14 protein-coding genes are annotated in these 13,546 nt (G+C 73.6%); 7 read left to right on the top strand and 7 right to left on the bottom strand.

Features of this window, described 5'->3' with window-relative positions; all coding sequences use genetic code 11:
* Positions 1–137: 137 nt before the first annotated feature.
* Together BMX65_RS19795 and BMX65_RS19800 are read right to left on the bottom strand one after the other, a co-directional pair.
* Complete coding sequence (locus BMX65_RS19795) at positions 138–1,589, bottom strand: DUF3152 domain-containing protein (protein ID WP_075001677.1); 1,452 nt, start codon at positions 1,587–1,589, stop codon at positions 138–140.
* Complete coding sequence (locus tag BMX65_RS19800; RefSeq protein ID WP_075001678.1) at positions 1,589–2,638, bottom strand: alpha/beta fold hydrolase; 1,050 nt, start codon at positions 2,636–2,638, stop codon at positions 1,589–1,591. The genes BMX65_RS19795 and BMX65_RS19800 overlap by 1 nt, the downstream gene beginning before the upstream one ends.
* 252 nt (positions 2,639–2,890) lie before the next feature.
* Between BMX65_RS19800 and BMX65_RS19805 the strand changes: the two genes are divergently transcribed.
* The 4 genes from BMX65_RS19805 (at position 2,891) to BMX65_RS19820 (ending at position 4,935) form a co-directional block, all read left to right on the top strand.
* The gene (locus BMX65_RS19805; RefSeq protein ID WP_075001679.1) at positions 2,891–3,133 is read left to right on the top strand and encodes a hypothetical protein; all 243 of its coding nucleotides are present in this window, start codon (positions 2,891–2,893) and stop codon (positions 3,131–3,133) included.
* Positions 3,134–3,359: 226 nt separating this feature from the next.
* Entirely contained in the window at positions 3,360–3,983 is a 624-nt protein-coding gene (locus tag BMX65_RS19810) for a TetR/AcrR family transcriptional regulator (RefSeq protein ID WP_075001680.1), read from the top strand.
* A gap of 156 nt (positions 3,984–4,139) precedes the next feature.
* Positions 4,140–4,367, top strand: coding sequence for a DUF3107 domain-containing protein (locus tag BMX65_RS19815; RefSeq protein WP_075001681.1), 228 nt, complete (start codon positions 4,140–4,142; stop codon positions 4,365–4,367).
* Between the two features lie 190 nt (positions 4,368–4,557).
* Complete coding sequence (locus BMX65_RS19820; RefSeq protein WP_075001682.1) at positions 4,558–4,935, top strand: hypothetical protein; 378 nt, start codon at positions 4,558–4,560, stop codon at positions 4,933–4,935.
* Here BMX65_RS19820 and BMX65_RS19825 read toward each other — a convergent pair.
* Positions 4,886–5,659, bottom strand: coding sequence for a ferritin-like fold-containing protein (locus BMX65_RS19825; RefSeq protein WP_075001683.1), 774 nt, complete (start codon positions 5,657–5,659; stop codon positions 4,886–4,888). The genes BMX65_RS19820 and BMX65_RS19825 overlap by 50 nt on opposite strands.
* Before the next feature lie 531 nt (positions 5,660–6,190).
* Here BMX65_RS19825 and BMX65_RS19830 point away from each other — a divergent pair.
* Both BMX65_RS19830 and BMX65_RS19835 read left to right on the top strand, forming a co-directional pair.
* A complete protein-coding gene (locus BMX65_RS19830) occupies positions 6,191–7,780 on the top strand; it encodes a DEAD/DEAH box helicase (RefSeq protein WP_107437532.1) in 1,590 nt (529 codons plus the stop codon).
* Between the two features lie 122 nt (positions 7,781–7,902).
* Entirely contained in the window at positions 7,903–8,805 is a 903-nt protein-coding gene (locus BMX65_RS19835) for an alpha/beta fold hydrolase (RefSeq protein WP_075001685.1), read from the top strand.
* On the opposite strand, the gene BMX65_RS19840 is transcribed toward BMX65_RS19835, so the two are convergent.
* From BMX65_RS19840 to BMX65_RS19850, 3 genes are all read right to left on the bottom strand, one after another.
* Positions 8,786–9,394 (bottom strand): MarC family protein, encoded by a 609-nt coding sequence (locus BMX65_RS19840; RefSeq protein ID WP_019354409.1) that lies wholly within the window; start codon positions 9,392–9,394, stop codon positions 8,786–8,788. The two genes, BMX65_RS19835 and BMX65_RS19840, sit on opposite strands and share 20 nt — an antisense overlap.
* 242 nt (positions 9,395–9,636) lie before the next feature.
* Complete coding sequence (locus tag BMX65_RS19845; RefSeq protein ID WP_075001686.1) at positions 9,637–10,482, bottom strand: PHP domain-containing protein; 846 nt, start codon at positions 10,480–10,482, stop codon at positions 9,637–9,639.
* 215 nt (positions 10,483–10,697) lie between these two features.
* Positions 10,698–11,354 carry a DUF6758 family protein gene (locus BMX65_RS19850; protein WP_075001687.1) on the bottom strand — a complete coding sequence of 219 codons (657 nt, stop codon included), beginning with the start codon at positions 11,352–11,354 and terminating at the stop codon, positions 10,698–10,700.
* Positions 11,355–11,610: 256 nt separating this feature from the next.
* On the opposite strand from BMX65_RS19850, the gene BMX65_RS19855 reads away from it, so the two are divergent.
* Positions 11,611–12,831, top strand: coding sequence for an MFS transporter (locus tag BMX65_RS19855; RefSeq protein ID WP_075001688.1), 1,221 nt, complete (start codon positions 11,611–11,613; stop codon positions 12,829–12,831).
* A gap of 45 nt (positions 12,832–12,876) precedes the next feature.
* Here the strand turns inward: BMX65_RS19855 and BMX65_RS19860 are convergent, their stop codons facing one another.
* Positions 12,877–13,482, bottom strand: coding sequence for a suppressor of fused domain protein (locus tag BMX65_RS19860; protein ID WP_075001689.1), 606 nt, complete (start codon positions 13,480–13,482; stop codon positions 12,877–12,879).
* Between the last annotated feature and the right edge of the window lie 64 nt (positions 13,483–13,546).

Raw genomic sequence — 13,546 nt, forward strand, 5'->3', positions numbered from 1 at the left:
CCCGGCACGCGGCGGACGGTTGTCCGCGACGCCACCAGAAGGGGTGAAGACCCGTGACTTTCGGGAGACTCGTGCGTTTACCAGCCCTCGGTGTCAGCCTCAGCCGACCGCCGGACGGGACGGGAAACGCACCCTGCTCAACCGCGCGGGTGGGGCCAGGCGTTGATGCGGCAGGTCTTGCCCTGCGTGGTCAGGTACTTGGTCTGCTGCATCATCACCGGCGCCGGCTTGCCGTCGGCGGGGCAGCCCACATGTCCGTGGCCCAACCGGTGGCCCACCTCGTGGTTGATGAGCATCTCCCGGTAGGCGCGCATGTGGTCGGGGCCGAACGTCTCGGCGCCGCGCGCCCACCGCCATGCGTTGATCATGACGCGGTCGGTGGCGGCCGAGTCGCAGGAGACCTTCTCCTGGCTGGTGTCCAGCCCGGACTTGGCGCACCACACATCGGTGGTGCGCGGGCTGGCGAGCGTGATGACGAACCGTGCCTTGCCGGAGGAGACCCGCTCGAAGCTGCGCTTGCCGTTGTGCGCCCAGCTCCGCTCGTCGTTGAGGGTCTTGTGCACCGCCCGCGCGAACAGCTCGCCGTCCAGCGGCACCCCGCCCTCCACCTCGACGCGGTAGCGCACCACCTCGCCCTTGCCCGAGCCCTTCTGGTGGCCGGGCACGGCGCTGAACCTGCCCGAGCCCTCCAGGTCGTCGGCGAGCGGGTACTGCCGGGCCATCTTCGCTGCGTAGGAGGCGGGCGAGCTGCCGGGAGTGGGACGCGCGCCGCGGTCGGCGCGCTCGGGATCGGAAGCGCCGTCCGCATCGTCCGGCGCACGCTCCCCCGTCTTCAGTCCGCGCCCGGAATCGCCGCTGCTGTGCTCCCCGCCGGCCACCTGCGCGGCCACGATGACGGCCAGCACCGTCGTGACGGCCGCGGCGACGACCCCGGTGGCCGTACGGGCGCGGCTGGTCGGCTTCCGGGTCAGCGGCGCGGGCTCCGGCTCGGGTTCCGGCTCCGGAGGCGCCTGCCGGGCGCCGCTCCCGGCACCACCGGCACCACCGGCGGCGTCCGGCAGCTCCGCCCCCCGGGGCGCCCGGGAAGCGTCCGACGGGAGTCCGCCGGGCCGTTCCCCGCCGGGCACGTCCGCAGCGAAGGCGCCCTTGTCGAATGCGTCCAGATACTCCTGCCGTGGCCCGCCGGCGCGCTGACCGCCGGGTGCTGCCCGGCCCGCGCCCCCGGCGGGACCGGCACCCCGGCCGCCCCGGCGGGGCGGCGCGGGCACGCCCTCCGGGTGCTGCGGATGGCCGCCGCGGGCGGCCTGCCCCTCCGCGTACGCGGGCACGCCGTGCGCGGGTGTGCCCTGCGGGCCGGGACCCGCCGGACGGCCACCGGCCCCCGGCGGTACGGCAGGTGACGGCCTGTCGGCCGCGCCGGGCGCGGGGACGCCGGGTTCGGACACGCCGGAGCCGCCGGTCCCGCCCGGGGCGTCACCGGGGCGGGGCCGGGCTGCGGCGTCGGGGCCCGGGCCAGGGCGCTCGGATATCCGGGCGCGCTCCTCTCTGCGCCCGAAACCGGCCTTGCCCTTGCGGCTATGGCGTCCCACTAGTCACCTTCCGGGGTTGCCGGGGCCTGGGTGAGGGCACCGGCGGAGAAGTTGTTCGACCGCTGCGTCGCCGCACCCGTCTCCCGGAGCAGATCGCGGACCGCGCCCGCGACGATCTCGGGGTACTCCATCATGGCGACGTGGCCCGCTTCCGGCAGTGCGAGCAGCCGGGAGTCGCGGAAAGCGGCCGAGGCACGCCGCGCCACCCGGAAGGCGACCAGTTGGTCGCGCCCACCGTAGACCAGAAGCGTGGGTGCCAGCACCCGCTCGGCCTGCCGCCACAGCGCATGCTGCCCGCCCAGCGTGTAGGCGTCGACGATGCCCCTGGTCGAGCGGACCATGGCGTCCCAGAAGTAGGGCAGTTGCAGTCTGCGCGCGTACTCCTCGGCGGCCGCGGCGAACTCCTCGGCCGAGACCCGTGCCGGATCGCCGTAGCAGAGCCCGAGCACGCCGCCGGTGCGCCGCTCGGCGGGCCAGTCCCGGGTCAGCCGGTGGAACAGCCCGGCCATCCCGGGCACCGCCAGCAGCACCGTCGGCCAGGCGGTGCGCTGCGGAGGGATCTCCGGCAGCGCGGGCGAGACGAGCGTCAGCGTCCGCACCAGATCGGGGCGCACGGCGGCCACCCGGGTCGCCACCGCGCCGCCGAGCGAGTTGCCGAGCAGATGGACAGGGGCGCGCGCGCCGGCGTCCAGGTACCGGATGACGGCACGCGCATGGCCGGAGACCGAGTAGTCGCCGCTGTCCGGCGGCGGGGAGTCGCCGAAGCCGGGCAGATCGAGGGCCTCGCCGCGCACGTCGGGCGCGAGCTCGGCCATCAGCGCGGACCAGTTGAGCGAGGAGCCGCCCAGCCCGTGCAGGTACAGCGCGGCCGGCCTGGTGTCCTCGGCGGCGTCGCCCGCGTCCTCGTGCCGCCCCCGTACGGCCAGGGTCAGCCCGGGCAGGGAGAGGGTCCGCAGCGTCTCCTGCTCCCCGACGCGGGACCGCGAGGGCTTCGGGGCAGCACTGCGGGCCGTGGAGGCGGGGGCTCCCGGCTGCTCGGTGGAGGACATGGAGCAATGTTACGAGACGATCACACTCCCCCTCACGTGTTCACCGTCACAAGAAGAAGCACACTGGTTGTACGGGGGCACGGGCTTCCGCGGGTCGCGCAGCGCGGCCGGGACGGACCCGTGAGACCGCTGGCAGGCAGGAGACAAGCTGGAGACAAGCAGGAGGCATGCACCGTGCGCCCCCGGTGACCCGCTCCTAGTCTCGTAAGGAGGGCCCGCCCGGTCGGGCCCCGCCTGGAAAGGAAGGCCGGCATGGCAGTCGATCCGACCGACCCGGAGACCTTCGACGCCTCCGACGACCGCGACGGCTACGAGGAGGAGCCGGAGGAAGCGGGGAGCCCGGAGGCCCCCGAGGCGGACGCCGCGGAGCAGCGCACCGACCTGCTGGCGAACCGCGACGACCCGCTGACCGGCCGCGACTCCGACGAGGTGAACGCGGCGGACGCGGCGGAGCAGGCCCGCGTGGTGGAGCTGAACGAGGACGAGTACCGATAGCGGAGCACCGGTGCCGGCGGACGAGCGGTGCCGGACACCGAAGCGCAGACTGACAGGCAATGAGAGCTGACGAGAGCCGCCGAAGCGCCGTCGTCCGGCGGTGCCGGAGGGAAGGGTCCGGCGCACCGGAGCGAAAATTCGTGGGCCGGGAACCTTTCACCCCCGTTACCGAAAAGTACGATGGCGGCGCAGCGCAGCTCGCGCTCAGGAACTTCAGGGAGGCGGCGTGACAGCCATCGAGCAGACCGAGGCGCGCCCGCGCGGTACGCGTCTGCCGCGCCGGGCGCGACGTAACCAGCTACTGGGCGCAGCTCAGGAGGTCTTCGTCGCGCAGGGCTACCACGCGGCAGCGATGGACGACATCGCCGACCGTGCCGGGGTCAGCAAACCGGTGCTCTACCAGCATTTCCCGGGGAAGCTCGAGCTGTACCTCGCGCTCCTGGACCAGCACTGCGAGGCGCTGCTCCAGGCGGTCCGCGCGGCGCTGGAGTCCACCACGGACAACAAGCAGCGGGTCGCGGCCACGATGGACGCCTACTTCGCCTTCGTGGAGAACGAGGGCGGTGCCTTCCGGCTGGTCTTCGAGTCCGATCTGACCAACGAGCCCGCGGTGCGCGAGCGGGTGGACAAGGTGAGCCTGGACTGCGCCGAGGCGGTCAGCGAGGTCATCTCCGAGGACACCAAACTGCCGTCCGAGCAGGCGATGCTGCTGGCCGTGGGACTGTGCGGGATGGCCCAGATCACCGCGCGCTACTGGCTGAGCGCGGGGCAGCAGATCCCGCGCGACGCCGCGGCGAAGCTGATCTCCTCGCTCTCCTGGCGGGGCATCGCGGGCTTCCCGATGCAGTGAGGGGCGCGGCGGAGGGCGGCTGTTCGCCGGCAGCGTGCGACCGCGCGCCCTCCGCGTCCCTGCTGAGAGCTAGGGTTGCTCCGTACGGCGCGGTTGGCCGCGCATCGCATCCCGGGCGAGGCCACGGGATACCAGGACCGTCGGAGGGACATAGCCGTGGAGGTCAAGATCGGCGTGCAGTACGCGCCTCGCGAGATCGTCATGGAGAGCAAGCAGACTCCTGACGAGATCGAGAGCGCGGTGGCGGCGGCACTGGAGAAGGGCTCCGGGCTACTCGGCCTGGAGGACGAGCACGGCCGGAAGATCCTGGTCCCGGCGGAGCGCATCGCCTACGTCGAGATCGGTGAGGCGTCGGGCCGCAAGGTGGGCTTCGGCGCGATCTGACCGGGTGGCGCCCGCCCTGCCCCCGGGACGCACAGGGACGCGCGTGAGCGCACAGATGTACGCAGTCGACGGCGGTCGCGGGATTCCTCCCGTGACCGCCGTTTCAGTGTCCGTGCCCCTGGGGAGGACCGGAGCGACCGCAGCCGACCCCGGTGCGGTCCCCTGACCGGCCCCATCCGAGGAGGTCCTCATGATCCTGGAGGCACTCGGCTCCGCAGCCCTGGGATACGCGCTCGCGCTCGCCGCGACCAGGCGGTTCCCCGAGCGGCTTCCCGACCGGCGGCTGGTGCTCGCGACGGGCCCCGTCGCCGCTCTCGCCGGCGGACTCATCAGCCGCACCGTGCTCGGCTCCGGCCACCTGGTGGTGGTGTGGTGCGTGGCAGTGGGCTTCAGTGCGGCCCTGCTGTCCCTGCTGCTGCGGGACGAGTCGCCCAGGCGGCGGCAGTGGCGCCAGGACGCGCTGCGCACCGCCCCGGCACCCGCGGGGGCGAGCACCGGGTTCGGGCAGTCGGCCGACCTCAGGCAGCAAGCCCCAGGGCTGCCATCCGCTTCGTATGGGCCTCGGTGATCCGGGAGAACATCTTGCCGACCTCCGCGAGGTCGAAGCCGTCGGCCAGGCCGCCGACCAGCATGGTGGAGAGCGCGTCCCGGTCGGCGACCACCCGCTGCGCCTGGGAGAGCGCCTCCCCCATCAGCCGCCGCGCCCACAGGGCGAGCCGGCCGCCCACCCGGGGCTCGGCCTCGATGGCGGCGCGGACCTTCTCCACGGCGAAGCTGGAGTGCCCGGTGTCGTCCAGCACGCTCAGCACCAGGGCGCGGGTGTCGGCGTCGAGCCGGGTGGCGACCTCGCGGTAGAAGTCGGAGGCGATGGAGTCGCCGACGTACGCCTTGATCAGCCCCTCCAGCCAGTCGGAGGGCGCGGTGAGCCGGTGGAACTCGTCCAGCGCGGCGGCGAACGGCTCCATGGCGGCGGTGGGGTCCTCGTCGATCCGGGCCAGCCGCTCGCGCAGCTTCCCGAAGTGGTGGAACTCGGCCGACGCCATCGAGGCCAGTTCGGCCTTGTCCGCGAGGGACGGCGCCAGCTTGGCGTCCTCGGCGAGCCGCTCGAAGGCCGCCAGCTCTCCGTAGGCCAGCGCTCCCAGCAGGTCGACGACCGCGGCGCGGTAGGTCGGGTCCGCCGACGCCTGCTCCCAGCTCCGGGTGGCGACGGTGGTGGCGGGGGCGGGCTCGGTTCCGGCGGTCTCGGGCTCGGCGGCCCCGGCTTCGGCGGCGGTCTTGTCAGGCGTCTCCATACCTCGCACGATAGCCCGCGACCGCAGGCCGGGAAGGACCCGTCCGGCCCCCATCGGCCCCACGAGAGCCCAGGTGAACTCGTACACAACGATTGCCCCGGTACAGATGCGCGGATCCGGGGTACAGTGATATTGAGTCCACCGGATGGCGTGGACTCACTGCATGCATGAAATGCGGATGCCCGGTCGGTGGCCCGATCGGCTCCGACCCGACAGCCTTCCGTCGGTCCGCGCTCCCCGTGCGGGCCGCACTGAGAGGGACCGCTCGCGCGAGTGAGGCGCTTGAGCGGGAGACAGTGGTCCCGCACTGCTCGGCGGGCCGCATCGACGGCCGCCGAGTCGCGGTAGATCCTCTCCTCGCTCCGTCGGCACACCCAGAGACTGGGTCGGCCGGACGCCGCAGCCGCACCCGCGCGTCACACAGAAGAGGCAAGCATCCTGTCCACGACGTTCAGAGAGCTCGGGATCCTCCCCGAGACCGCCGAGGCCCTCGAAGCCGTCGGCATCACATCCCCCTTCCCGATCCAGGAGATGACGCTCCCGGTGGCCCTCGCCGGCACCGACGTCATCGGCCAGGCCAAGACCGGCACCGGCAAGACGCTCGGCTTCGGGCTGCCGCTGCTGGAGTCGGTCACCGTCCCCGCCGACGTCGAGCTGGGCCGCGCCCGGCCCGAGGAGCTCTCCGAGGCTCCGCAGGCGCTCGTCGTCGTGCCCACCCGCGAGCTGTGCCAGCAGGTGACCAACGACCTGCTCACCGCCGGCAAGGTGCGCAACGTCCGGGTCCTGTCGATCTACGGCGGGCGCGCCTACGAACCCCAGGTCGAAGCCCTGAAGAAGGGGGTCGACGTGGTCGTCGGCACCCCGGGACGGCTGCTGGACCTGGCCGGCCAGAAGAAGCTGCGGCTCTCCGAGATCCGGGCGCTCGTCCTGGACGAGGCCGACGAGATGCTCGACCTGGGCTTTCTCCCCGACGTCGAGAAGATCATCGAGATGCTGCCGACCCGGCGCCAGACGATGCTCTTCTCGGCGACCATGCCCGGCCAGGTCATCTCGCTCGCCCGGCGCTACATGAGCCAGCCCACGCACATCCGCGCCACCGCGCCGGACGACGAGGGCCAGACGGTGGCGAACACCACACAGCACGTCTTCCGCGCCCACTCCATGGACAAGCAGGAGATGGTCGCCCGGATCCTGCAGGCCGAGGGCCGCGAGCTGGCGATGGTCTTCTGCCGCACGAAGCGCACGGCGGCCGATGTCGCCGAGCAGCTCTCGCGGCGCGGCTTCGCGGCCGGCGCGGTCCACGGCGACCTGGGCCAGGGCGCCCGCGAGCAGGCGCTGCGCGCCTTCCGCAACGGCAAGGTCGACGTGCTGGTGTGCACGGACGTCGCCGCCCGCGGTATCGACGTCGACAACGTCACCCACGTGATCAACTACCAGACGCCCGAGGACGAGAAGACCTACCTGCACCGCATCGGCCGCACCGGCCGCGCGGGCGCGTACGGCACCGCGGTCACCCTGTGCGACTGGGACGACATCCCGCGCTGGCAGCTGATCAACAAGGCGCTGGACCTGGACTTCAACGACCCGGAGGAGACCTACTCCACCTCGCCGCACCTGTACGAGGCGCTGAAGATCCCCGCCGGGGCCAAGGGCATCCTGCCGCGTGCCGAGCGCACCCGGGCGGGGCTCGCCGCCGAGGAGATCGAGGACCTGGGCGAGCCCGGCGGACGTGCCCAGGGCCGGTCCGGCCGGTCCGGGGGCAGCACCGAGCGCACGCGTCCGGAGCGCAAGCCGCGTCAGCGCAGGCGCACCCGCGGCGCGCTGCGTACCGATGAGCCCGGCTCCGCCCAGGATGCCGCTCCCGTCGGGTCGGAGCCCGCTGCGGACGGCGCCGGAGCCCCTGCCGAGGGCGGGGCGGCGCGCAAGCCGCGCCGCCGCCGGCGTACCCGCTCGGCCGCCGCGGAGGCGGGGGCGCAGGCTCCCGCCGCCACGGAGAGCGGCGAGGCGGGCCGGGCCGCGGTCGGCACGGAGGAGGCTCCGCGCAAGCCGCGCCGCCGTCGGACCCGCTCCGGCGGTGCGAACCGCGCCGGCAGCGCGGCGCAGCAGTCCGCGGAGGGCTGACGGCCCGGCCCGGTCCACGGAGGGCTGACGCCCTCACGGGCGACGTGTGCACGGCCCGGTGTCCCGCTGCGGGACACCGGGCCGCTTGCTGTCCCGGGCGCTCCTGCGGGTAGCGTCCTGGCATGAGCAAGCCCCCCTTCCTCGCGCTCCCGTCCGGCGTGCGGGCGTACCGGATGGCCACCGCACGCGGGGAGTTCGCCGTGCACGACACCGCGGACGCGGACCACTCGGGGCGAACCGTGCTGCTGCTGCCGGGGTTCACGGGCAGCAAGGAGGACTTCATCGGGCTGCTGGAGCCGCTGGCCCGGGCGGGGTTCCGGGCCGTCGCGGTCGACGGCCGGGGACAGTACGAGACGGGCGGCCCCCGGGAGGCGGCCGCCTATACACAGTCCGAACTGGCCCGGGACGTGCTCGCGGTCGTGGCGGTGCTCGGCCGCGGGGAGCCCGGCGCCGTGCATCTGCTCGGGCATTCCCTGGGCGGACTGCTCGCGCGCGCCGCGGTGCTGCGGGATGCGGCCCCCTTCGCCTCGCTGACGCTGCTGAGCAGCGGTCCGGCCGCCGTCGCGGCCGGGCAGCAGGAGCGGGTACGGATGCTGCTGGGCGCGCTGGGGACGATGAGCATGGCGGCGATCTGGGAGGTCATGCAAGAGCTCGACCAGTCGGTCGGCTCCGCCGGTGAGGCGCCGTACTCGCGGCGGGAGGCGGCGGAGACGTCGGCGGTGCTGGCGGAGTTCCTGCGGCGCCGCTGGCTGGCCAATGTGCCCGCTCAGCTCGCGGCCACCGGGGAGCAGTTGCTCACCGAGCCGGACCGGGTGGGTGAACTGGCGGCGCTGGGGCTGCCGTTCCATGTCGTCTCCGGCGCGGCGGACGACGCCTGGCCGGTGCCGCTGCTGGACGGGATGGCCGAGCGGCTGGGTGCGCGCCGCTCGGTGATCGCGGGGACCGGCCACTCCCCCAACGCGGAGCGGCCCGCGGAGACCGCGCGGGCCCTCGCCGACTTCTGGCTCAGCCCTTCCCCTCGATGAACTGGGTGATGCCGCCGGCGATCTGCTGGACGGCGATGGCCGAGAGCAGCATGCCGGACAGCCGGGTGACGAGGACGACACCGCCGTCCTTGATGACCCGGATGATCAGCAGCGAGTAGCGCATCGCCAGTCCCAGCACCAGGTGCATCGCCACGATCGCCGCCCAGACGGAGAGCTGTCCGCCCCAGCCGTCCGCGTGCTGCACCGCCAGGATGACGGAGACGATCGCGCCCGGCCCCGCCAGCAGCGGCATGCCGAGCGGGACGAGCGCCACGTTGACGTCCTTGGTCTGGGTGGGCTCGTCGGACTTGCCGGTCAGCAGGTCGAGGGCGACGAGCAGGAGCAGCAGTCCGCCCGCGACCATCAGCGCGGGGATGGAGACGTGCACGTAGTCGAGGATCTGCTTGCCGCAGATCCCGAACAGGGTGATCACTCCGAACGCGACGGACGCCGCCTGCCAGGCCATCCGGCGCTGGACCTTCGCCGGCCGGCCGGAGGTCAGCCCGAGGAAGATGGGGGTGATGCCGGGCGGGTCCATGATGACGAAGAGGGTGAGGAAGACGGACCCGAAGAGAGCGAAGTCGAACACGGTGGTGCCTGTGCCTTGCTGAGGAGAGCGGAACGGAAAAGGAGGGAAAACAGAGGAACAAGGACGATCAAGGACGAACTAGGGGGGAACAAGGGGGATACGTGGGGGCCGAGGAGCGGGCGCGCGGCGGTACGTGCCCGGGGCGTACGCCGGGGGCGCCGCGCGCGGCGGCGGGCGCGGCAGCGGCCCGGAACCCCCTCGCGAGAGCGGACCGGGCGGAACCGTTCGGCTTCCGGCGCTCCTCAGCCCGTGACGGGCGTCGCGCCTGAGCCGCGGGCGGCGATCTCGGCGTAGACGTCGGGCTCGGTGGTGAATTCTCCGAGCCGGAGGGGCTTGCGGGTGCCGTGGTAGTCGCTGGAGCCGGTGGCCAGCAGCCCGAGCTCGGCGGCGAGCGCATGCACCCGCTTGCGGGTGTCGGGGTCGTGGTCCGCGTGGTCGGCCTCGAGGCCGTCGAGTCCGGCCTCCGCCAGGTCGGCGAGCGCGCTCTCCGGGACGCAGTGGCCCCGCTTCCCGGCCAGCGGGTGGGCGAGCACGGCGACGCCTCCGGCGCCCTTGATCAGCCGCAGCGCGTCGAACGGGTCCAGCTCGTGCTTGCTCGCGTAGGCCCGCCCGTCGTTCGCGAGCCACTCCGCGGTGAAGGCGTCGGAGACGGTCTCGACGACGCCCTGCTCCACCATGGCGGCGGCGATGTGCGGCCGGCCCACCGAGCCGTCCCCCGCGATCCGGCTCACCTGCTCCCAGGTGACGGGGACGCCCAGCTCGCGCAGCTTGGCCACCATGGTCCGGGCGCGCGGCACCCGGTCGTCGCGGACGAGTTCGCGCTCGCGGGCGAGTGCGGGCTCGGCCGGATCGAAGAGGTAGCCGAGCATGTGGATGCCGACACCGTCGAGTCGGCAGGAGAACTCGGCGCCGGTCACGAGGATGAGCCCGGCGGGCAGCGCCGCGGCGGCCTCGTCGTACCCGGCGACCGTGTCGTGGTCGGTGAGCGCCACCACGTCCAGTCCGGCCGCGGCGGCGTTGCGCACCAGTTCGGCCGGGGTGTCGGTGCCGTCCGAAGCGGTGGAGTGGGCGTGCAGGTCGATGCGCACTTCGACGGGCTCCGATGGCTGGACGGTGGGGCGTGACGGGCTCATGGCGAGCAGCCCCCAGGATAGCCGTACCGGCCGGCTCCTCTCCCGGCTCCTCGTGCGGCGCCGTCCGGGTGGTCCGCGGGGGGGGCGCCGCACCCGGCGGCGGACGGCCCGTGCCTCCCCCGGGCCCGCCCGCCCCACGGCTGCCGAGGGGGCGGGCGGGCCCGGGGCCGTCAGCGCTGGGGGGCGGGCCGGGAGATCAGCCGGGGGGAGAGCGCTCCGCAGGGCACCAGTTCCACCTCGGCGCCCGCGTCCCGCAGATCGGTCAGCACCAGTTCGTCGTAGAGCAGCAGCCCCGACTCCTGCGGCCAGACGATGGCCCACAGCCACAGGCCGCACGCCTCCCCCGCGAAGACGGCACGGTCCGCGGGTGCCCCGCCGACCTGCCACAGCGGAGTGGGGTGCCCGGCGGCGTGCACCTTGGCCTGGGGCGGCTTGCCCGCGCAGATGGCCGGGCCGGGGTCCGGGCCCTCGATCCCGGCGTAGCGGGCGCCGAGACCGACGCCGAGCTCCTCGGCGATCAGCAGCAGTTCGCCGGGGCCGCCGAGCGGTGCGGGGCCGGAGCAGGCGACGGCGGTGGCCCGGCCTCCGCTCCGGTCGTCGCCCGCGCAGGCGACGCCGGTGAACAGCCAGCCCACCGGGAGCGGCCACGGCATCCACACGGGCACCTGGGTGCGGCCCACCACGACGGCGAGTGCGTCGACGCTGGGCGGAAGGATCGGCTGGAGCGGGTGCACAGCACCGTGCACGCCGCACTGCCAGGTGTCGGCGAAGAGTCCGGGCGCCCTGATGCGGCCACCGCACTTCGGGCAACTGGGTTCGCCCCTCATGGGGCCTTACGGTCCTACCGGGCCGCCGTCCCGTCAAGGACGATCACCCACCCGGACCTCAGCCCTGAACAGCACGGTGCGTGAAGGCATACGCAGACACAGCCGATGACCTGCTGATCATGTAGATGCTATTTGCATTAATTAGACTCGCTAATTTATTGTGTGTACACACCAACCACATCGCCGCGCGGGAGATCCGCGCCCGCCGGTCCGCGGGAGCACCCGCGGCGGCAGAACCCGAGGAGGAGCGGCAAGCATGAGTGGTGATCCGTTCGACAAGGGCGGGGGGAACCTCCTCCGCCAGCCGAAGGCCGTCTGGGCCACGGCAGGTGCGTCCGTCGTGGCCTTCATGGGCATCGGCCTGGTCGACCCGATCCTGCCCTCGATCGCGAAGGGGCTGGAGGCCACCCCGAGTCAGGTCTCCCTGCTGTTCACCTCCTACTTTCTGATCACCGCCGTGGCGATGCTGGTCACCGGCTTCGTCTCCAGCCGGATCGGCGGCCGCAAGACCCTGCTGCTGGGACTGGCCCTGGTCGTGGTCTTCGCGGGGCTCTCCGGCACCTCGCACTCCGTCGGCGAACTCGTCGGCTTCCGCGCCGGCTGGGGCCTGGGCAACGCCCTCTTCGTCTCGACGGCACTCGCCGTGATCGTCGGCGCCGCGGCGGGCGGCAGCGCGGCGGCCATCCTGCTGTACGAGTCGGCACTGGGCCTGGGCATGGCCTGCGGCCCGCTGCTGGGCGCCGTGCTGGGGGACGCGAGCTGGCGCTTCCCGTTCTTCGGCACGGCCGCGCTGATGGCGATCGGTTTCCTCGCCATCACCGCGTTCCTCAAGGAGCAGCCCCGGCCCGCGCGCAAGACGTCCCTGCTCGACCCGGTCAAGGCGCTCGGCCACGGCGGACTCGCCTCGGCTGCCGTCTCGGCGTTCTTCTACAACTACGCCTTCTTCACCGTGCTGGCGTTCACCCCGTTCGTCCTGGACATGTCCCCCTACCGCTCCGGCGCGGTGTTCTTCGCCTGGGGCGTGCTGCTGGCGGTCTTCTCGGTGCTGGTCGCACCCCGCCTCCAGGAGCGGTTCGGCTCACTGCGGGTGCTGGGCGCCTCGCTGGTGCTCATGGCCGCCGACCTGGTGGTGCTGGGCTACGGCAACCACACCGCGGCCATCGCGGGCACCGTGGTCTCCGGGGCCTTCATCGGCCTCAACAACACCGTCTACACCGAACTCGCGCTCGGAGTCTCGGACGCGCCCCGGCCGGTGGCCAGCGCCGGCTACAACTTCGTCCGCTGGTTCGCGGCCGCCGCCGCGCCCTTCCTGGCGCCGAAGCTCGAGGAGTGGGCGGACATCCACCTCCCCTTCGTGGTCGCGGCGCTCGCCGCCCTCGTCGGCGCCGCCGTGGTGGCCGTCCGCCGCAAGGCCCTCACCACGGAGGCCGAGGAACTGCTCCCGGGCGGCGCGGATCCCGAGCCGGTCGGCGCCTGACGCGGCGCAGCCCGCACCGCGGGCGACGGCCCGGCCTCCGCCCGGTCACTCCCCCAGCGGGACGGCCGCGCGGAACGGATCGCGCAGGTCGGTACCGTGCCGCAGCCAGCGCTCCTGGAGCGCCTCGGCGCCGTGCACCCGCTTCCAGGCGGCCTCCGCGGGGGTCATGGGCAGCAGCGGCAGGAACCGGACCGGCTCGCGCGGCGGTTCGAGGGCCACGTCCTCGACCAGCCCGCCGGGTTCGGCCACCAGCACGGAGGTGAACGGGGCACCGGGCCACAGCGGCTCGCCGGTGTCCAGGGAAGCGCCCGGGGCCACGACGACCCCCTCCACCTGCGGCGAGGCCGCCAGCACCGCCAACGGGCGCAGGACCTTGTCGGTTTCGGCGCCCCGTGCGCCGCTCCCGGCCCGTACGGTCAGCAGCAGTTCGGCGCGCGGACCCACTTCGGGGTCGGCCAGCACCTGCGCCGGGTCGGTCATCGGCCCGGCCGACATGCCGAGGGTGGCGTACCGCACAGTGCCCGCCCCGGCGTCCGGAAACCGCAGCACCTCGATGCGCTCGGTCCCCAGAAAGGTGACCGAGGCGCGGGCGTCGGGCTCGCCGAAGGTCTCGCGCAGCCGGGCGTCGGCCAGAGTCAGCACGTCGTTCATCCGGCGAGCATAGAGCGGACGGCGTGCGGCCCGCGGAGCGGCACCGGGGGTGAGCGGGGATGCC

Source organism: Streptomyces qinglanensis (genome assembly GCF_900111245.1).
Classification (GTDB): domain Bacteria; phylum Actinomycetota; class Actinomycetes; order Streptomycetales; family Streptomycetaceae; genus Streptomyces; species Streptomyces qinglanensis.